The organism is Kitasatospora sp. NPDC091335 (genome assembly GCF_044757205.1).
Classification (GTDB): Bacteria; Actinomycetota; Actinomycetes; order Streptomycetales; family Streptomycetaceae; genus Kitasatospora.
In genome coordinates this window covers 688,395-708,179 of sequence record NZ_JBIVUM010000002.1, presented here as the reverse complement: position 1 = coordinate 708,179, position 19,785 = coordinate 688,395, and the positions used below count along the sequence as shown (strand labels likewise).

Annotated in this window: 16 protein-coding genes; 11 read left to right on the top strand and 5 right to left on the bottom strand. The window is 73.5% G+C overall.

All coding sequences use genetic code 11. The features are described from left to right. Positions 1-49: 49 nt before the first annotated feature. The 6 genes from ACIQOW_RS08065 to ACIQOW_RS08040 all read left to right on the top strand — a co-directional run bounded on the left by ACIQOW_RS08065 (position 50) and on the right by ACIQOW_RS08040 (position 7,672). The gene (locus ACIQOW_RS08065; protein WP_401080989.1) at positions 50-1,111 is read left to right on the top strand and encodes a potassium channel family protein; all 1,062 of its coding nucleotides are present in this window, start codon (positions 50-52) and stop codon (positions 1,109-1,111) included. Positions 1,112-1,152: 41 nt separating this feature from the next. Then, positions 1,153-2,130: an NAD(P)H-quinone oxidoreductase gene (locus ACIQOW_RS08060; protein WP_401080986.1), complete on the top strand. Its 978-nt coding sequence runs from the start codon at positions 1,153-1,155 to the stop codon at positions 2,128-2,130. A gap of 173 nt (positions 2,131-2,303) precedes the next feature. Next, a complete protein-coding gene (locus ACIQOW_RS08055) occupies positions 2,304-3,119 on the top strand; it encodes a hypothetical protein (RefSeq protein ID WP_401080983.1) in 816 nt (271 codons plus the stop codon). Positions 3,120-3,432: 313 nt separating this feature from the next. Continuing rightward, positions 3,433-4,047 (top strand): bacterial proteasome activator family protein, encoded by a 615-nt coding sequence (locus ACIQOW_RS08050; RefSeq protein WP_401080981.1) that lies wholly within the window; start codon positions 3,433-3,435, stop codon positions 4,045-4,047. Positions 4,048-4,356: 309 nt separating this feature from the next. Beyond that, positions 4,357-5,805, top strand: a complete 1,449-nt coding sequence (locus ACIQOW_RS08045; protein ID WP_401080978.1) for a protein kinase — start codon at positions 4,357-4,359, stop codon at positions 5,803-5,805. Positions 5,806-5,917: 112 nt separating this feature from the next. Further along, complete coding sequence (locus ACIQOW_RS08040) at positions 5,918-7,672, top strand: protein kinase (RefSeq protein ID WP_401080974.1); 1,755 nt, start codon at positions 5,918-5,920, stop codon at positions 7,670-7,672. 110 nt (positions 7,673-7,782) lie between these two features. Here the strand turns inward: ACIQOW_RS08040 and ACIQOW_RS08035 are convergent, their stop codons facing one another. Both ACIQOW_RS08035 and ACIQOW_RS08030 read right to left on the bottom strand, forming a co-directional pair. Continuing rightward, complete coding sequence (locus tag ACIQOW_RS08035; RefSeq protein ID WP_401080971.1) at positions 7,783-8,883, bottom strand: phosphotransferase; 1,101 nt, start codon at positions 8,881-8,883, stop codon at positions 7,783-7,785. Positions 8,884-8,948: 65 nt separating this feature from the next. Further along, positions 8,949-9,608 carry a response regulator gene (locus ACIQOW_RS08030; protein ID WP_401080969.1) on the bottom strand — a complete coding sequence of 220 codons (660 nt, stop codon included), beginning with the start codon at positions 9,606-9,608 and terminating at the stop codon, positions 8,949-8,951. Between the two features lie 426 nt (positions 9,609-10,034). Here ACIQOW_RS08030 and pdhA point away from each other — a divergent pair, with 426 nt between their 5' ends. From pdhA to ACIQOW_RS08015, 3 genes are read left to right on the top strand one after another with little or no spacing between them, the layout of a single operon-like run. Next, positions 10,035-11,189, top strand: a complete 1,155-nt coding sequence (gene pdhA, locus ACIQOW_RS08025) for a pyruvate dehydrogenase (acetyl-transferring) E1 component subunit alpha (protein WP_401080966.1) — start codon at positions 10,035-10,037, stop codon at positions 11,187-11,189. Then, complete coding sequence (locus tag ACIQOW_RS08020; RefSeq protein ID WP_401080963.1) at positions 11,189-12,163, top strand: alpha-ketoacid dehydrogenase subunit beta; 975 nt, start codon at positions 11,189-11,191, stop codon at positions 12,161-12,163. The genes pdhA and ACIQOW_RS08020 overlap by 1 nt, the downstream gene beginning before the upstream one ends. Before the next feature lie 15 nt (positions 12,164-12,178). Continuing rightward, a complete protein-coding gene (locus ACIQOW_RS08015) occupies positions 12,179-13,603 on the top strand; it encodes a dihydrolipoamide acetyltransferase family protein (RefSeq protein ID WP_401080960.1) in 1,425 nt (474 codons plus the stop codon). Between the two features lie 87 nt (positions 13,604-13,690). On the opposite strand, the gene ACIQOW_RS08010 is transcribed toward ACIQOW_RS08015, so the two are convergent. Then, the gene (locus ACIQOW_RS08010; protein ID WP_401080958.1) at positions 13,691-14,677 is read right to left on the bottom strand and encodes an LPXTG cell wall anchor domain-containing protein; all 987 of its coding nucleotides are present in this window, start codon (positions 14,675-14,677) and stop codon (positions 13,691-13,693) included. 432 nt (positions 14,678-15,109) lie between these two features. Here ACIQOW_RS08010 and ACIQOW_RS08005 point away from each other — a divergent pair, with 432 nt between their 5' ends. Both ACIQOW_RS08005 and ACIQOW_RS08000 read left to right on the top strand, forming a co-directional pair. Continuing rightward, positions 15,110-16,342 carry a M64 family metallopeptidase gene (locus tag ACIQOW_RS08005; protein WP_401080955.1) on the top strand — a complete coding sequence of 411 codons (1,233 nt, stop codon included), beginning with the start codon at positions 15,110-15,112 and terminating at the stop codon, positions 16,340-16,342. A gap of 194 nt (positions 16,343-16,536) precedes the next feature. Then, positions 16,537-17,799, top strand: coding sequence for a nitrate/nitrite transporter (locus ACIQOW_RS08000; RefSeq protein ID WP_401080952.1), 1,263 nt, complete (start codon positions 16,537-16,539; stop codon positions 17,797-17,799). 41 nt (positions 17,800-17,840) lie between these two features. Here ACIQOW_RS08000 and ACIQOW_RS07995 read toward each other — a convergent pair whose 3' ends face one another. Together ACIQOW_RS07995 and ACIQOW_RS07990 are read right to left on the bottom strand one after the other, a co-directional pair. Beyond that, positions 17,841-18,692, bottom strand: coding sequence for a Bro-N domain-containing protein (locus tag ACIQOW_RS07995; RefSeq protein WP_401080950.1), 852 nt, complete (start codon positions 18,690-18,692; stop codon positions 17,841-17,843). Between the two features lie 173 nt (positions 18,693-18,865). After that, complete coding sequence (locus tag ACIQOW_RS07990; RefSeq protein ID WP_188299856.1) at positions 18,866-19,687, bottom strand: maleylpyruvate isomerase family mycothiol-dependent enzyme; 822 nt, start codon at positions 19,685-19,687, stop codon at positions 18,866-18,868. Positions 19,688-19,785: the final 98 nt, after the last annotated feature.

Here is a 19,785-nt window from a genome sequence, read left to right as displayed (position 1 = left end):
AGAGGAGCGCGTCCGGCGAAGCCGCCGCCCGGCGGAGCGAGGCGGTCGCATGAGCCGCCTGCGACGCAACCTGGCCCCGGGGACGGAGCCCTGGGCCGACGCCGGGATCGTGCTGCCCGCCCGGCGGGCCGACCCCGCCGTCCGGCAGGTCGGCTCCCGACTGCTGCTGGCGCTCGGCGTCCTGGTCGCCACGACGTTCATCGTCTACTTCGACCGGGCCGGCTACAACGACAACGCCGGCGGCGGGCTCAGCTTCCTGGACGCGGCGTACTACGCCACCGTGACGCTCTCCACCACCGGGTACGGCGACATCACCCCGTTCAGCGACAGCGCCCGGATCACCAACATCTTCGTGATCACCCCGCTGCGCGTGGTGTTCCTGATCATCCTGGTCGGCACCACCCTGGAGGTGCTCACCGAACGGACCCGCCTGCAATGGCGGTTGAACCGCTGGAGGTCCACCGTGCGCGAGCACACCGTCGTCATCGGCTACGGGACGAAGGGCCGCAGCGCCGTCGACACCCTGCTCGGGCAGGGGGTGAAGAAGGAGGAGATCGTCGTCGTCGACCCGCAGCGCAAGGTGATCGACCAGGCGGCCCAGCACGGCCTGGTCGGCGTGGTCGGCGACGCCACCCGCACCGACACCCTGATGCGCGCCGCGCTGCCCAACGCCGCGCGGGTGGTGGTCGCGCCGGAGCGGGACGACACCGCGGTGCTGATCACGCTGACGGCGCGCCAGCTGAACAAGGCCGCCACCGTGGTCGCCGCCGTCCGGGAGGACGAGAACGCGCCGCTGCTGCGGCAGAGCGGTGCCGACGTCGTGGTCACCAGCTCCAGTTCGGCCGGGCGGCTGCTCGGGCTGTCGATGCTCAGCCCGCACGCCGGGGCGGTGATGGAGGACCTGCTGACGTACGGCAACGGGCTGGACGTGGTGGAGCGGCCGGTCACCAGGGCCGAAGCCGGGAACAGCCCGCGCGCGTGCGCGGACCTGGTGGTCGCGGTGGTCCGGGGCCGACGGGTGCTCAACTACACCGAGCCGGAGGCCGCGGTGCTCCAGCTCACCGACCGGGTGATCGTCATCAAGTCCAGCGCGGTCACGCCGACCGGCTGAGCCGCGCCGTGGAACGGCCGGGGCCGCAGTAGGTTCGGGGCATGCATGCGATGACGATTCCCGTACCCGGCGGTCCCGAGGCACTGGTCTGGGCCGAGGTGCCCGAGCCGGTGCCCGGCGAGGGCGAGGTCCTGGTCGAGGTGGCGGCCACCGCCGTCAACCGCGCCGACCTGCTCCAGCGGCAGGGCTCCTACAACCCGCCGCCCGGCGCCTCGCCCTACCCGGGGCTGGAGTGCGCCGGGCGGATCGTCGCACTCGGGCCCGGGGTGGCCGGCTGGGCGGTCGGCGACGAGGTGTGCGCGCTGCTGGCCGGCGGCGGCTACGCCGAGCTGGTCGCGGTGCCGACCGGACAGCTGCTGCCGCTGCCGGCCGGGCTCTCCGCCGAGCAGGCCGCGGCACTGCCCGAGGTGGCCTGCACGGTGTGGTCCAACGTCTTCCTCACCGCGCACCTGCGGCCCGGCGAGACGGTGCTGCTGCACGGCGGCGCGAGCGGGATCGGGACGATGGCGATCCAGCTGGCCAAGGCGGTCGGCGCACGGGTCGCGGTCACCGCCGGCAGCCGCGAGAAGCTGGCGCGCTGCGCCGAGCTGGGCGCCGACATCCTGATCGACTACCGGGAGCAGGACTTCGTCGAGGCGCTCCGGGAGGCCACCGGCGGGGCCGGGGCGGACGTGGTCCTGGACATCATGGGCGCCAAGTACCTCCAGCGGAACGTGGACGCGCTGGCGGTCAACGGGCGGCTGGTGATCATCGGGCTCCAGGGCGGGGTGAAGGGCGAACTCGACCTCGGCGCGCTGCTGCGCAAGCGCGCCGCGGTGATCGCCACCAACCTGCGCGGGCGGCCGCTGGCCGAGAAGGCGGCGATCGTGGCGGCGGTGCGGGAGCACGTGTGGCCGCTGGTCGAGTCCGGCGTGGTGAAGCCGGTGGTGGACCGGGTGCTGCCGCTGGCCGAGGTGGCCGAGGCGCACCGGGTGCTGGAGCGCGGCGAGCAGGTCGGGAAGGTCGTGCTGCGGGCCTGAGGCCGGGGGATCCGGCGGCGGGCGGCGGGCGGCGGGTGGCGGCGCCGGAGGGATGCGGAGGGGCGCGGACCGGCCGAAGTGCCGCGGCGGTCGGGGCGTGCGAGTCTGGTCCGGAGCAGTCCCGCCGCCGACCCCGCCGCCGAGCGCCGTCGGCCGTCGGAAGGACTCCGACCGTGGCCGCATCACCGCACGCACCCCTCGGGCCGCTGCCCGTGGCGCCGCACCACCGTCGTACCCCTCGTCGCTCGTTCCCCGGCCGTGGCCGGCGGCTGTTCGCGGCGGCCGCGCTGGGGCTCGCGCTCCCGCTGGCCGCCTCGGCGGCGGTGGCGATGCCCTCGCCGTCGGCGTCGTTCCCGGTGCCGTTCCCGCCGGCGGGGGCGAGTGCGGGACCGGTGGCCGAGGCCGGCCCCGCCCTGGCGTCGGCCGCCCCGAGGCCCGCGCCGCCACGGCGGCCGGCGCCGCATCCGCACCCGGACGAGGACTTCCCGAGGGCCCACCGGCACCATCCGGCCTCGCTGCCCGAACAGTCCGACGCCGCCGTGGAGCAGGCTCCGGACCAGACCGCGGACCAGGTCGTGGACCAGACCGCGGACCAGGTCGTGGACCAGGCCGCGGACCAGGTCGTGGACCAGGCCTTCGACCAGGCCCCCGAGCAGGCCGTGGAGCAGGCCCCCGAGCAGGCCGTGGAGCAGGCCCCCGACCGGGCGTCGGAGCAGGCCAGGGAACAGGGCGTCGAGGCCGAACAGCGGGGGCCCGACGGGGACACCGCGGACGCCGGGGCCCCCGGCGACGCCGCCGCACCGGACCGGGCCGCACCGGACACCGCCGCCGCGGTCGTCGGACAGCCCGTCGCGGCCGCCGCCGCGGTGCCCGCGATCTTCCCCGCCCGCTGGCGGGACGCCTCCACCACCCAGCTCCCGCTGGGCGCCGGCCTGGGCCTGATCGGCTGCGGCCTGGGGCTGGTCGGTCTGCGGCTGCGCAAGGGCTGAGGCACCGGAGCGGCCGCCCCGGCGGGGCTCCGGCCCGGTGCGGAGAGATCGGTGCGGAGAGATAGGTGCGGAGAGATAGGTGCGGAGATCCGGTGCCGGTCCCGGGCAGGTTCCGGGTACGGCACGCCCGGGCCGGGGCCGGGCGGCCGGGTGCCTGGCGGGCGGCATCCGGCGGTCGGAGGGGTGCGGGAACTGAGTATCCGTACGGATACCCGTGCGGCGTCGGGGGGCGTACCTTCGTCACGGGTGTCGCAGGCGGCGGGACGACCGGGGGTTTCCGCCCGACCAACCCCAGTGAGAGAGAATGTTGTTCATGACGAATCCGATGAACGAGCGCCCGTCGCAGGAGCCCTTCCGGGCCGCCGGCGGGCAGTCGCACGACGGCCAGAAGGTGCTGATCGTCGGACCGGACGGGCTGCCCGTGGGCCAGGGGTTCGCCGGCGCGGCGGGAGGCGGGGACGACGAGGGCGACGTGCCGCGTGAGCTCCCGGTGACCGAGATGGTCGAGCAGCCCGCCAAGGTCATGCGCATCGGCAGCATGATCAAGCAGCTGCTGGAGGAGGTCAGGGCGGCGCCTCTCGACGAGGCGAGCCGGGCCCGGCTGAAGGACATCCACGCGAGCTCCATCAAGGAGCTCGAACTGGGGCTGGCACCGGAGCTGGTCGCCGAGCTGGAGCGGCTGTCGCTGCCCTTCACCAACGACACCATCCCGACCGAGGCCGAGCTCCGGATCGCCCAGGCCCAGCTGGTCGGCTGGCTGGAGGGCCTGTTCCACGGCATCCAGACCGCCCTGTTCGCGCAGCAGATGGCGGCGCGGGCCCAGCTTGAGCAGATGCGTCGGGCCCTGCCGCCCGGGCTGCACGGCGGCGAGCCGGACGAGGACGAGCCCGGCCAGGGCCGCGGCATCCGCTCCGGTCCCTACCTGTAGGCCGGTGACCGCCACCGCCGGTACCCGTCGGTAGGTGCGTCCGGTCCGGCCGGCCCACGGCCGGACCGGACGCACCACGACGATCCGCCCCGGAACGCGGCGCGGGCGGCGGGGGCCGTCGGTCCAGGACCGGCGGCGGCCCTGAACCGCTCGCCGTCGGCGCGAGCCGATACCCTGACCCCTGTCGCAGGCCGGTGGAACCGCCGCGGCAGGGGTCCGCCAGGCCAGCGGGCCGGGCCCACCACGCACGGACGAGACCGAACGTCAGGTTGCGGCAAGCACGGCCGCGCCGAGGGGGAGCAGAGGACCATGAGCGAGCACGGCAACGCGGCGGTCGAAGGCTTCTCCCTGGGCAACGGCCGCTATGTGCTGCAGCGGCTGCTGGGCGAGGGCGGCATGGCCTCCGTGCACCTCGCCCACGACCGCGTGCTGGACCGGCAGGTCGCGCTGAAGAGCATGCACAGCGAGCTGGGCCGGGACGACTCGTTCAAGGAGCGGTTCCGCCGCGAGGCCCAGGCCGTGGCCCGGCTGGAACACCCCAACATCGTCACGGTGTACGACAGCGGCGAGGACGTCGCCCCGGACGGCTCCAGCACCCCGTACATCGTCATGCAGCTGATCGACGGCAAGGGCCTGCGCGAGGCGATCAACGAGGCGATCGGCCAGTACGGCGCGATGCCCGCCGAGGAGGCCCTGCGGGTCATCGTCGGCGTGCTGAACGCGCTGGAGGCCTCGCACGACATGGGCCTGGTGCACCGCGACATCAAGCCCGGCAACGTCATGTTCGACCGCAAGGGCAACGTCAAGGTCATGGACTTCGGCATCGCCCGGGCGCTGGAGTCCGGCGTCACGTCGATGACCCAGACCGGCATGGTGGTCGGCACCCCGCAGTACCTCTCGCCCGAGCAGGCGCTCGGCAAGCCGGTGGACGCCCGCTCCGACCTGTACTCGGTCGGCGTGATGCTCTTCGAGATGGTCACCGGGCAGCTGGTCTTCGACGGCGACTCGGCGTTCTCGATCGCCTACAAGCACGTCCAGGAGGAGCCGCCGGCCCCGTCCGGCCTCAACCGCTCGATCACCCCCGCGGTGGACGCCTTCGTCGCCCAGGCGCTGCGCAAGGACCCGGCGCACCGGTTCCAGAGCGCGGCGGCGATGCGCGACGAGGCGGAGCGGCTGATCGCGGCCGCCAAGGGCGGCGCCGGCGGGCACAAGCTGGAGGCCAGCACCCCGCTGGTGATCAACGAGGGCCCGCGCTCGGTGCACGCCGCTCCGCAGGCCCCGCAGACGCCGCACCCGCAGTTCCTCCAGCAAGGGGGGCAGCCGCAGTACCAGACGCCGCCGCCCGCCTACCAGACGCCGCGGCCGCAGGCCCCGCAGACGCCGCACCCGCAGTTCCTCCAGCAGGGAGGGCAGCCGCAGTACCAGACGCCGCCGCCCGCCTACCAGACGCCGCGGCCGCAGGCCCCGCAGACGCCGCACCCGCAGTTCCTCCAGCAGGGAGGGCAGCCGCAGGCGCACACCCCGCCCCCGCAGCCGATGCCGCCGTACCAGCAGCCGAAGGCGCCCAGCGGCGGCGGCTGCTCGACGGCCGTGGTCGTGATCGGGATCATCGTCGGCGTGCTGGTGCTCGCGGGCATCATCATCGCGATCGTGGTCAACAAGGCGACCGAGAAGAACGGCGGCAAGGTCGGGCACGCGGAGCGTCCCGCCGCCGTGCTGGTCGCCGACGTCCCGGCCGACCGGTATGGCCTGCTCTGACGGTTTCCGACCGGTTCGGGGGTACCACGTCCGTCCGCCGGAAGCGGTAGCGTTCGGGGACACGTAAGCGACAGGGCACCGCGATCCGAGCGAACGCCCGGGGCGAGGAGCGATGGCACAGACGCATCAGCCGGACGACGACGCGGGTGCCCGAGCGGCCGGCAGGACCGGCGGGATCCCGAGGATTCCCGAGCCCGGCAGCGAGCCCGCGACCTCGCTGCTGCCGCCGGTCGCGGGCGGCCCGGCGACCCCGGGCCGCGGCACGGCCGTGCCGCTGAGCACCGTCGGCGACGGCCGCTACCGGCTGACCCACCGGCTCGGGCGCGGCGGCATGGCCGAGGTGTTCGCCGCCGAGGACGTGCGGCTCGGCCGCACCGTCGCGGTCAAGCTGCTGCGCGGCGAACTGGCCCAGGACGACGTCGCCCGGCTGCGCTTCACCCGCGAGGCACACGCCGTCGCGGCGCTCAACCACCACTCGATCGTCTCGGTCTACGACACCGGCGAGGAGTACGCCGGGGACGAGTCCACGCCGTACATCGTGATGGAGCTGGTCGACGGCCGGACCGTCCGCGAGCTGCTGGCCGACGAGGAGGCGCCGCCGGTCGACCAGGCGCTGATCATCATCGCCGGGGTGCTGGAGGCGCTCGCCTACAGCCACCGCAGCGGCATCGTCCACCGCGACATCAAGCCCGCCAACGTGAGCATCACCAACGCCGGCGCGGTCAAGGTGATGGACTTCGGCATCGCCCGGGCGCTGACCGGCGGGGCCACCACGATGACCCAGACCGGCATGGTCATGGGCACTCCGCAGTACCTCTCGCCCGAGCAGGCGCTCGGCAAGCCGGTCGACCACCGCTCCGACCTGTACGCGGCCGGCTGCATGCTCTACGAGCTGCTCACGCTGCGTCCGCCGTTCACCGGCGACACCCCGCTCTCGGTGGTCTACCAGCACGTCCAGGACCCGCCGATGCCGCCCTCGCAGGCCAACGGCCGGGTCCCGGCCGGGCTCGACCCGCTGGTGCTGCGCTCGCTCGCCAAGAACCCGGACGACCGCTTCCAGGACGCCGACGAGTTCCGAGCCCACCTCCAGCACGCGCTGCGCGAGATGCACGGCGCGGCCGGGACCGGCTGGGTCGGCGCGACCGCCGGCGACACCGGCGCGACCCAGGTGCTCCGGCCGGACCAGACCGCGGCCACCGCGGCCTTCGGCGCGGTGCGCCCGGGCGACCAGACCTCCGTGCTGCCGTACCCGACGGGCGGCCCGCACACCCCCTCCTCGCCCTACCCGGCGGCCGGCGGCCCGTACGGCGGTGGCGGCGCGGGCGAGGACGGCGAAGGACCCGGCAAGCGGCGCGGGCCGTGGGCCTGGGTGGCCGGCGCGGTCGCCGTGCTGGTCGCGGCGGGTGCGGGCATCGCGTTCGCGCTCGGCGGTGGCGGTGACGGCGTCAGGAACGACCCCACGGTGCCCCCGCCGCAGCCCCCGGCGGCCACCAGTGTGGAGCCGACCACGCCGACCCAGAGCGGCCAGCCGACGTCGTCGGCCCCGACCTCCAGCAGCAAGAAGCCGCAGCAGCCGGTCGAGCCGGGCAACAACACCGGCAACAACAGCGGGAACACCAACACCGGCAACAGCGGCAACAACATGTCGCCGTCGCCGAGTTCGAGCAAGCACACGCCGACCCCGACGCCGACCCCGACGCCCACCCACTCGGCGACGGGGACCGCGTCGGCGCCCTCGACCGGCGGGGCGACGACGCCGCCCGCGTCCGGCGGCGGTGGCAACAGCACGACGCCGCCCGCGTCCGGCGGCGGTGGCGGCAACAACACGCCGCCGCCCAAGACGAACCCGTCGGCCCCGACCGACTGACCGGTGCGCCCCGTCCGGACCCTGTCGGCCGGTGGGAATCGCCGGCCGGCAGGACCACGGGCCGGACGGGCCGGCGGGGCCGACAGGCTTCGGCCGGTCGGCCGGCGCGGTCAGTTGGCGAAGGCGTCCAGGACCTGCTCGTACTCCTGGCACCACCACGCCAGCTGGCCCGCGGAGGCGGAGTAGAGCGGGTCGGCCCGGTGGTCGGCCCGCTGGTAGCGCCACTGAAGCATCCAGAAGTCGTTCAGCCGCTCCCACCAGACCCGGTGGACGGCGGCGGCCAGGTGCTCGGCGGTGGCGACGCCGGAGGCCCGGTAGGCCTGTGAGTAGCGGCGGACCCTGACCAGGTCGAGGACGCCGGACGACCGGTCGTTGAAGAGCAGCGTGGCGGCCCTGACCGCCTCCTCGGCGCGGGGCTGCCGGCCGAGCTTGTCCCAGTCCAGGACGGCCGTCACCGGGCCGCCCCGCGGGCCGCCGCCGTACAGCAGGTTGAGGCCGTGGAAGTCGCCGTGGGTCCAGCCGGTGGGCGGTGCGGCCTCCGGGACGGGGCGGCGGTGGGCGTACTCGGCGAGCAGTTCCAGCCGTTCCGTGAGCCGTTGCACCACCAGCGTGTCCAACTCCCCGGAGGGGTGGTGCTCCTGGGCGCGGCGCCGCAGGTCGCGGGCGATTCCGGCGCTGTCGACGGGGTCCGCGCTCTGGTATCCGGAGGGTTGCTCGAAGGGGGCGCAGACGTCGTCAAGTGCGCCGTGCAGCAGGCCGAGCAGCGCGCCGAGCGCGTCGCACTCCGACGGATCGAGCTCGCCGCCGTGCCGGTGCCTGCCGTCGACCCAGGGGAACAGGGCGAACAGCCGGCCGTCCAGGGCGGCCACCGTGGCGGACCGTCCGGCGCAGGCCAGCGGGGGTGCGACGGGCAGTCCGAGGGTGTCCAGCGCGGCCATCGCGCGGTGGTGGGCGACGATCTTCGGACGGCTGGCGGTGGCGGAGTCGACGTAGCACTTCAGGAAGTACGGACCGGCCTCGGTGGTGACCAGGTAGCCCCGGTTCAGCAGGCCCTCGGAGACCGGTTCCGCGGTCAGCAGCCGGCCTACCCGGTAGCGGGCCAGTACCTCGGCGAGCGCGGTGTGCGGGACGGGCGGACTGAGGGTCCCCATCGGCGGTGCGGAGAGGTCGGGGCGGGCCGGGGCGCAGGCGAGGGTCTGGCTGAAAGTCACAGCCAGAGGGTAGGGCCCCCTGACGGGGGCCCTTGACAAGCCGTCAGTTCTGTGCCGTTGTCGGATCAGTACTGGTGGTCGGCCTGGTGCCGTGCCACGAAGGCGGCCGCCTGGGTGCGCCGCTCCATGCCCATCTTGGCGAGCAGACTGGAGACGTAGTTCTTCACCGTCTTCTCGGCCAGGTGCAACTCGTTGCCGATCTGACGATTTGTCATACCTTCGCCGATCAGATCGAGGATCCGCCGCTCCTGCTTGGTGAGTTGGGCGAGCCGCTCGTCCTCCTTCTCGCCGCCGTCGCGCAGCCGGGCGAGCACCCGGCTGGTGGCGACGGGGTCGAGCAGTGAGCGGCCGGCCGCGACGTCCCGGACGGCGGTGATCAGGTCGGTGCCGCGGATCGCCTTCAGCACGTAGCCGGAGGCACCGGCCATGATCGAGTCGAACAGCGCCTCGTCGTCCGAGAACGAGGTCAGCATCAGGCACTTGAGCTCCGGCAGCCTGGAGCGGATCTCGCGGCAGACCTCGACCCCGTTGCCGTCCGGCAGCCGGACGTCGAGCACCGCGACGTCCGGGTGGACCGCCGGGATCCGGGTGAGCGCCTCGGCGGCCGTTCCGGCCTCGCCGACCACCTCGATGTCGTCCTCGACCGAGAGCAGATCGTGCACGCCCCGCCGGACGACCTCGTGGTCATCGAGCAGGAACACCCTGATATGTCCGTTTTCAGTCACGCTCAAAGCCTCCCATATCACCGTACGAAAGACCTATCGCCCGGACCTCCCCTAAGACGCGATCCGGCCAGAGCTGTCCGAAACAGATACCCGGAACCCCCTTACGTACGGGCGTCTGCCCGGATAACGTGCGCTGGTGTCCTGAAGGCGCTCGAATTGAGAGCTGCGTCACGCCGGCCGTCACCCCCACCCTTCCGACGGCGAGCCGAACGCGGCACCCTCGGGGTTGTAGACCCTGAACAAGTAGGACGTCCTAGCGCAAGCGCGTCGAGGGCGGACGCTGGGTAACGTTCTCGTGAGGGACGCCGTCGGAACAGGATCACCACCCGCCCCGTAGTGGGTGCGCACACCCACGCGCGCCCCGCGAGGCGGTGACCGGACCGGTCACCGGCGACCCCGGGCGGCCGGACAGACCGAGGAGTGAACGTGACCGTCAAAAGCACGGCGAGGGCTCGCAAGAAGGCGGCCCCCGGCGTCCCTGACACCCTCCGTGCCAAGGGCAAGGAAGCCCAGCCGGAGCTCGTCCAGTTGCTCACGCCGGAAGGCGAGCGGGTCGAGCACCCGGACTACCCTCTCACCACCACTCCCGAGGAGCTGCGCGCGCTCTACCGCGACCTGGTGCTGGTGCGCCGGTTCGACGGTGAGGCCACCGCGCTCCAGCGCCAGGGCGAGCTGGGCCTGTGGGCCTCGCTGCTCGGCCAGGAGGCCGCCCAGGTCGGCTCCGGCCGCGCCATGCGCCCCGGCGACTACGCGTTCCCCACGTACCGCGAGCACGGCGTCGCCTGGTGCCGCGACGTCGACCCGCTGAACCTGCTCGGCATGTTCCGCGGCGTGAACCACGGCGGCTGGGACCCGAACGAGAAGAACTTCCACCTGTACACCATCGTGATCGGCTCGCAGGCGCTGCACGCCACCGGTTACGCGATGGGCATCACCAAGGACGGCGCCGACGACGCGGTGATCGCGTACTTCGGCGACGGCGCCTCCAGCCAGGGCGACGTCAACGAGGCCTTCACCTTCGCCTCGGTCTACAACTCGCCGGTGGTGTTCTTCTGCCAGAACAACCAGTGGGCGATCTCCGAGCCCACCACCACCCAGACCAAGATCCCGCTGTACCGCCGCGCCTCCGGCTTCGGCTTCCCGGGCGTCCGGGTCGACGGCAACGACGTGCTGGCCTGCCTGGCGGTCACCCGCTGGGCGCTCGACCACGCCCGCAGCGGCAGCGGCCCGGTGCTGATCGAGGCGTTCACCTACCGGATGGGCGCCCACACCACCTCCGACGACCCCACCCGCTACCGGCACGCCGAGGAGACCGAGGCCTGGAAGGCCAAGGACCCGATCACCCGGCTCCGGGTCCACCTGGAGAAGGAGGGCCTGGCCGACGAGGAGTTCTTCGCCGCCGTCGACGCCGAGAGCGAGCAGCTGGGGCTGCGGGTGCGCGAGGGCGTGCGCGGCATGCCGGATCCGGACCCGACCCTGATCTTCGACCACGTGTACAGCGAGCCGCACACGCTGGTCGATGAGGAACGGGCCGAGTACGTCGAGTACGCGGCCTCCTTCGAGGCGGGGGAGAACCACTGATGGCCGGTCAGCTGAGCATCGCCAAGGCGCTGAACGGAGCGCTGCGCAAGTCGCTGGAGAACGACCCGAAGACCCTCCTGATGGGAGAGGACATCGGCAAGCTCGGTGGCGTCTTCCGGATCACCGACGGCCTCCAGAAGGACTTCGGCGAGGACCGGGTGATCGACACCCCGCTCGCCGAGTCCGGCATCGTGGGCACCGCGATCGGCCTGGCGCTGCGCGGCTACCGCCCCGTCGTGGAGATCCAGTTCGACGGCTTCGTCTACCCGGCCTTCGACCAGATCGTCTCCCAGCTGGCCAAGATGCACGCCCGCGCGCTGGGCCACGTCAAGCTGCCGGTCACCGTGCGCATCCCCTACGCGGGTGGCATCGGCGCGGTCGAGCACCACAGCGAGTCGCACGAGGCGTACTTCGCGCACACCGCCGGTCTGCGCGTGGTCAGCCCGGCCAGCGCGCACGACGCGCACTGGATGCTGCGGCAGTCGATCGAGTCCGACGACCCGGTCATCTTCCTGGAGCCCAAGCGCCGTTACTGGGACAAGGGCGAGGTCGGCGACGCCGCCGACCTGGGCCTGCACGACGCCCGGATCGTCCGGCCGGGCACCGACGCGACGCTGCTCGCGTACGGTCCGATGGTCAAGGTCTGCCTGGAGGCCGCCGCGGCCGCCGCGGAGGACGGCCGCCGGCTGGAGGTGATCGACCTGCGCTCGCTCTCCCCGGTGGACTTCGCCACCCTGGAGGATTCGGTCAGGCGCACCGGCCGGGCGATCGTGGTGCACGAGGCACCGGTCTTCCTGGGCATGGGCGCCGAACTGGCCGCCCGGCTCACCGAGAAGTGCTTCTACCACCTGGAAGCACCGGTCCTGCGGGTCGGCGGCTACTTCGCGCCGTACCCGCCGTCCCGGGTCGAGGAGGCGTTCCTGCCCGACCTGGACCGCGTGCTCGACGCCGTCGACCGCGCGTTCGCGTACTGATCCGGGGGAGCGAAGATGACCACCGAAGTTCGCTCGCTCCGCGAGTTCAAGATGCCCGATGTGGGCGAGGGCCTCACCGAGGCCGAGATCCTCAGCTGGTTCGTCAAGCCCGGTGACACCGTCACCGACGGGCAGGTCGTCTGCGAGGTGGAGACCGCCAAGGCGGCGGTGGAGCTGCCCATCCCGTTCAACGGGGTGGTCGAGAAGCTGCACTTCCCCGAGGGTGTGACGGTCGACGTCGGCACCGTGATCATCTCCGTCGCGGTCGCCGGGGAGGCGGGGGCCGCGGCTCCGGCCGCTCCCGTGGCGGCTCCGGCGCCGGAGGCCCCGGCCGAGTCGGCCGAGCCCGAGCGGCGCGAGGTGCTGGTCGGGTACGGCCCGCGCACCGGCACCGCCCAGCGCCGGGCACGGCGGACCACCACCACCAAGGTCACCGCGACCAAGCAGGCTCCGGCCGCGCCCGCTCCGGTCGCCCCGGTGGCTCCGGCCGCCCCGGCGCCGGTGGCGGAAGTGCCCGGCGGGGAGCGCCCGTTGGCCAAGCCCCCGGTGCGCAAGCTGGCCAAGGACCTCGGCGTCGACCTGCGCGCGGTCACCCCGACCGGCCGGGACGGCGTGATCACCCGCGAGGACGTGCACGCCCACGCCGCCGCCCTGGCGGCTCCGGCCGCCCCGGTGGCCGAGGCCGCCGTGGCCCCCGTGGCCGAGCCGGTCCTGGCGCCGCCGGCGGTGTCCGCCGCGGGCGACGTCCGGGTGCCGATCAAGGGCGTCCGCAAGGCGACGGCGCAGGCGATGGTGGCCTCGGCCTTCACCGCCCCGCACGTCACCGAGTTCGTGCAGGTCGACGTGACCCGCACGATGAAGTTCGTCCGCCGGCTCAAGGAGAGCGGCGAGCTGGGCCGGGACGTCCGGGTCAGCCCGCTGCTGATCGTCGCCAAGGCGCTGCTCACCGCGATCAAGCGGCACCCCGGGATCAACGCGCAGTGGGACGAGGCGGCCCAGGAGATCGTCCTCAAGGGCCAGGTGAACCTCGGCATCGCCGCGGCCACCCCGCGCGGCCTGATCGTCCCGAACATCAAGGACGCCGGGTCCAAGACCCTCGCGGGGCTCGCCACTTCGCTCGGCGAGCTGGTCGAGACCGCCCGCCAGGGCAAGACCTCGCCGGCCGACATGCAGGGCGGGACGGTCACCATCACCAACGTCGGCGTCTTCGGCGTCGACACCGGCACCCCGATCCTCAACCCGGGCGAGGCCGCCATCCTGGCCTTCGGCGCGGTCAGGGAACTGCCGTGGGTGCACAAGGGCAAGGTGGTCCCGCGTCAGGTGACCACCCTCGCGCTCTCCTTCGACCACCGCCTGGTGGACGGGGAGCTGGGCTCCAAGGTGCTGGCCGACGTGGCCGCCCTGCTGGAGCGCCCGAAGCGCCTGATCACCTGGGGCTGACGGCCGTAGCGCCGGAAACCCGAGAAGGGGGCCCTCCTCCGCACCGCCGTGCGGAGGAGGGCCCCTTCGGTGTGACCGCCCGTTCGACTAACGCTGGGGACGCAGTCGACGGACGGCGATCAGGACGCCGGCGCCGAGGGCGAGGAACGCGGCGGAGGTGAGGGCGAGGAAGGTGTTGGTGGACGAGGAACCGGTCTGGGCCAGCTCGGGGGTGCCGGCGGGCGCCGTGGTGGCGGGAGCGGCGGTCGGGGTGGCGGCGGGCGCCTTGGGGGCGGCCGGCGCGGCGGTCGGAGCGGCGGTCGGGGCGGCCGTCGTGGTCCGGTCGGCGGCCGGCTTGGTGTCCTTGGCGCCGGTGGTGCCGGTGGTGCCCTTCGCGTCCTTGGCGTCCTTGGTGGGCGTCGGCTTGGGCTTGGCCGGGGTGGTCGGCGTCGCGGCGGCCTTCGGGTGCACCACCTTGACCTCGGTGATCGCGCCCCGGCCGCTGCTCGGCGAGGCGATGACCTGGAGCCCGTCGACGTCCTTGGCCACGTCGGAGGAGAGTCCGACCCGGAAGCGGTAGCGGACGGCGTGGCCGTCGGCGAGCGGCCCGCCCGCGGACGGGACGCTGCCGCTGATCGCCGGGTCGCAGCCCGGCCGCAGCGGCACGCGCTGCCACGCGCCGTGCGCCATGACCTCGGCGGTGACCTGCGAGGCCTTCGGGGTGGGCCCGTGCGGGTTGAAGAACGCGATGCCAGGGACGACCCGGTGGTAGTCGGCACCGGTCCCGTTGAAGATCTGGACCTCGAACTCCACCTTGGGGCCGCCGACGCCGATCGTGGCCGGGGTCTTGAGGAACGTGGTGCTGGCGCCCTGGCCGTGCAGCTCGACGGACCTGTCCTGCTGGTCCGGGGCGGACGGCTTCGCGGGGGCGGTGACCGGAGCGTCGTCCGGGGCTCCGCAGGCCCAGGCGGTGTCGGTGGCGAGGAGCTGGACGCCGCCGGCGAGGACGACGGTGGCGGCGAGGGCGGCAAGGCGGCGGCGGCCGGAGAACGGGCGGTCGTTCCTCGCAAAACGGGTGATAACGGGCATGCGCATGACGTGACTCCCCAGGGTCATGGTCTGACGGTGTGTGGGTGAAGACGACCGGCCCCGCTCTTCCCGAGCGGAAGCGCCCCCCGGCTCCGCCGGTCTCGCTCTCCGTGCCTTCATCCGTATAGACGCGTATCCCCGCAGGGGGTTGCAGACGGGTTTCGGATTTTTTCCCGCGACTTTCCGACGGGCCTCCGACGGGTTTCCGGCGGGCCCGCGGCGGGCTTTCCACGGGCCGTCGACGGGGCGATCGGAGGCCTCGGGGGAGGGCGTCCGGGGGAGTAGTTGGTATGACTCGCATGATCGGGAGGGTTCTGATCGTTCGGCCAGGTCGGTGACTTTTTCGCGGCCGGATAGGGGAGCCACCCGCGCCCGGGTACGTCTCCGCTCCACCACCCGGGCGACGCCGGGTGACCGGAGCCCCGAGGACGCACCCGCATGGCGCCTGGCAACCCTGGCCGTCTCGTCCGGAGTCTGGCCGCACTCGTGCTGGTGTCGGCCGCCGCCCTCCCGGCCGCCCTGGAACTGGCCGGCCCGTCGCCGTTCGGCGTGATCGGGCCGGGAGCCCCGGCCGACCGGGCGGTGCCACCGCACACGGCCCTCCACGCCGACCAGCGGATACCCGCGACCGCCCCGACCGTCGACATACGCCGCACCGGGGACCCGGCCAACCGGATCACCCTGGTGCTGCTCGGCGACGGCTACACGGCCGGCGAGCAGGACCTGTTCCGGCAGCAGGCCGACCGGGCCTGGCACGCGCTGATGGACATCGAGCCCTTCCGCACCTACCAGGGCTTCTTCAACATCAGGCGGGTCGAGGTGGCCTCCCCGGTCTCCGGGATCGCCGAGTCCGAGAGCCACGGCCGCAGGACCGCCACCCCGCTCGGCATGCACTTCTGGTGCGAGGGCACCGCCCGGCTGCTCTGCGCCGACGAGGCCGCCACCGCCCGGTACGCGGGGGACGGCGCCGGTCCGCAGTACCTGATCGCGCTGGCCAACTCCACCGAGTACGGCGGCGCCGGCGGTACCGGGGTGACCACCCTGTCGGGCGGCAGCCCGGACGCCGGGCGGATCATCCAGCACGAGATCGGGCACACCCTGGGGGACCTCGGCGACGAGTACGACAGCGCCCCCGAGGACGCCGACTACCCGAACCTCGCCACCCTCAACGCCGACGACATGCGCAGGAAGCAGACCAAGTGGTGGCGCTGGCTGGGCGTCGAGTCCCCGGACGGGGCCGGCGTGGTCGGGGCGTACCGCGGCGCCAACGGCCTCTACCGGCCCACCCCGGACTCGGTGATGCGCACCCTGGGCAGCACGTACAACCTCCCCTCGCGCGAGGCGCTCGTCGAGGAGCTGTACCGCAAGGTCCGGCCGACCGACGCCCCGGTGCCGGCCCCGGGCGAGGTGGCGGGGCGGCCGCGGCTGGACGTCAGGCCGCTGCCGCTGACCGGCCAGCGGCAGCTCAGGGTGGAGTGGAAGGTGGACGGCGTCCCGGTGACGCCGCAGTCCTCCGACGGCTCCTGGCTGGACACCGCGGGGCTGGAGCTCGCCCCCGGCCGGACGGCCACCGTGACCGCGACCGTCCGGGACACCACCGACTGGGTGCGGGACGAGGTGTTCAGGGAGCGCTACATGACCCGCTCGGTGTCCTGGACGCTGACCGGCTGAGGGGCCGGCCGGCCGGGGGCCGGATTCCACCCCCGGAGCCGGGCGTCCAATCATGGGATGACTAATCTGGTCGGACTATGACCGTGGAGCCCACTCGTTCAGCCCCGTCCCCGTCCGTCCCCGCTCCCCGATCCACCGTCGGACCTCCGGCGGCTGCCCCGACGGTCTCCCCGGCGGTCTCCGCGCCGGCGCCCGTGCCCGGGCCGCCCGGTGGTCGCGCGGCCTGGCTGGCCTGGTCCGTCGGCGTCAGCGTCTACATCCTGGCCGTCATCCACCGCACCAGCCTCGGCGTGGCGGGACTGGACGCCGCCGACCGCTTCGGCATCGGCGCCTCGGCGCTCTCCACCTTCTCGATCCTCCAGGTGCTGGTCTACGCGGCCATGCAGATCCCGGTCGGCCTGCTGGTCGACCGGTTCGGGCCGCGCCGGGTGCTGCTGCTCGGCGTCCTGCTGCTGAGCGCCGGCCAGCTGGCCTTCGCGTTCAGCTCCTCGTTCGGCCCGGCGCTGGCCTCCCGCGCGGTGCTCGGCTGCGGCGACGCGATGACCTTCATCAGCGTGCTGCGGATCGCCGCCCGCTGGTTCCCGGCGGCCAGGAACCCGTTCGTGGCCCAGCTGACCGGCCTGGCCGGGATGGGCGGCAACCTGGTCACCACCGTGGTGCTCGCCAGGGCGCTGCACAGCGAGGGCTGGACGGCGACGTTCACCGCGATCGCGCTGCTGGGCGCGGTGGTGTTCGCACCGGTCGCGCTCCTCCTCAGGGACGCGCCCCCGCAGGAGGCCCCGGCGCGGCCGGAGGCGGCCCGGCAGCGGCCGAAGGTCGGCCGCCAGGTCCTCGACTGCTGGCGGGAGCCGGGCACCAGGCTCGGGCTCTGGATCCACTTCACCACCCAGTTCCCCGGCAACGCCTTCGGCCTGCTCTGGGGCCTGCCCTACCTGGTGGAGGCACAGGGCATGTCCAGGGCCGGGGCCGGCGGGCTGCTGACCGTCCTGGTGCTCAGCACCATGACCTTCGGCTTCGTCTTCGGCCGGCTGCTCTCCGCCACGGCGCGGGCCCGGATGCCGATCGTGCTGACCGTCATCGCGGCCACCGCGCTCGGCTGGGCACTGGTGCTGGCCTGGCCCGGCGGCCACCCGCCGGCCTGGCTGCTGGTCGGGATCATCGTGGTGATGGGCAGCAACGGCCCGGCCTCGCTGGTCGGCCTGGACTACGCGCGCTCCCGGAACCCCGTGGAGCGGCTCGGCACCGCCTCCGGGATCGTCAACATGGGCGGCTTCATCGGCACGATGATCACCCTGTTCGGCATCGGCGTCCTGCTGGACGCGCTCTCCCCGGACGGCGCCGGGTCGTACTCCGCCGACGCCTTCCGCTGGGCGTTCTGCTGGCAGTACGTCCCGCTGGCGGTGGGGACGCTGATGATCCTGCGGCTGCGGCGGAAGCTCGTGGCGACGGGGTCGTAGCCTCCGGCCGGCGGAATCCCCGGGCCCCGCCGAGCGGGACGTCAGCAGCGGTACGCCCGCATGAACGCGGCCATCTGCACCGGTGTCCCGAAGAGCCGGGCACCGTGCAGCTCCGCGTGCATCGGCCCGTGGTCGGGCGCGGGCCCGGTGCCGGGGGCAGTGGCAGTGGCGGGGGCGGGCCGGGCCTCGCGCCGCAGGCGGATCAGGTCCACCAGCCTCAGCTTCGGGCAGCCCGGGACGATCCGGCTGCCCCTGATGCCGACCCGCTCCCCGCTCGGGCAGGCGAAGTACGCGCCGAACGGCGGTCCGCTGTCCTCCTCCCGGCCCGGCAGGTGGAGGACCATCTCGCCGTGCCGGCAGTGCACCGTCCCGTCCGAGCGGACGGTCAGGCCGGGCCAGTCCTCGTGGTCGATCTCCGCGACGATCCGCACCTGCCGGCCGATCGCCTCGGACAGGGTCTCGGCCATCCGCCGCTGCTGGACCGGGACATCGGTGTCCCCGCGGCGGACGGAGGGCAGGAGGTCGCGGGTGCCCCACTCCTGGAAGGGCCGGGCACCGGGCTTCCTCGACCGCATGATCATCATGTAGAGCCCGGCTTCGCTGACCACGCCCAGATGTGGGTTACCGCGCTCGTACGGTTTCTGACCTGCGGAATCGTCATTACCCTTCCTTGAAGGAAGGGTAATGAGGCGCGAGTTGACGACCCGGGTCTGGCTCTCGCCGACCACCTGGCGGATTCGGCTCGGGTTGATCCGGCCGAGCACCGCGCACACGTCCGCCGTGACGAACCACGGCTCCCCGTCGATCGTCACCACGCGGATCGGCTGCCCCGTGACCGGGAAGCTCGACCGCACCAGCACCATCTGTTCCCGCTGCTCCCGCTCGTCGTCCATCGGGACCGCCTCTCCTTCTTCCGGGTGATGACTGGACTGCCCGGAACAACGAGGCCGAACGGGTGAGGTGACTGGTGTCGGATTGACGTACGGATGCGCAGGTGGAACCACCCGGCGCGCACCGGTGCGGGTGCGCCGGGTGGTGCGCGCCGGTCGGCTCGGAGAGCGTCGGATCAGATGGTGACCGAGAAGTTGGCCAGCACCCGCTCGGCCAGTTCCCGGTCGCCCTCGACGGACACCGGGCCCGGGCGGCCGCGGCCGCAGGCGAGCCGCAGGTACGTCTCCCAGCCCATGGTGAGCTGGACGTCGGGAGCCAGGCTGATCGACTCGTCCACGGTGCAGTGGCCGGCGGCGTCCACCCGGGCGGTGCGCAGGAACTCCACCGGGCCGGTGACGTCCAGCACCAGGGACGTCCCGGCCGGGACTCCGGCCTTGTTGGCGACGGCCTTGGGCAGCAGCTCCAGCAGCACGTCCCGGGTGATCAGGGCGGCCGGGGCGTCCAGGTTGCCGGGGGCGTCCAGGGCCCGGCGCAGGTCCTGCTCGTGCACCCAGACGTCGAAGGCCCGCATCCGCAGCAGCTCGTGGTACGGGACGTCCCTGGCCAGCGGCCCGGCCGGCCAGCGCACCGGCTCGTCGGGCGTCTGCTTGGCGTTCCGCAGCGCCCGGGAGCGGCGGATGACCGTGTACTCCAGCTCGCTGGTCATCTCCAGCGCGGTGTGGCAGCGGCGCTTGTCGACGGGCAGTTCGATGTAGCGGGCGAACTCGGTGGTCACGTGACGGAGGTCACGCGGCAGCGAGTGGATCGGGCGGGGGTCGCCGAGCAGGTCGGACTCGACCGCGATGACGTGCGAGACGACGTCCCGGACGGACCAGCCGGGGCACTCGGTGGCCCGGTTCCAGGAGCCCTCGGGAAGGGGGGTCACCAGCTCCGATATGGACTCGATGCTCTGGGTCCACGCCTCGGTGTAAGCCTGCACGGTCTGGTTGTCCGTCACGGGAATCTCCGGCCCTCCGTCAGCTTCCTTGCCGCCTGTGCCCGCCGTACCGCCGGCCGGGTTGGTCCGGCTTCCGGGCGCACACGCTAACCGCACGT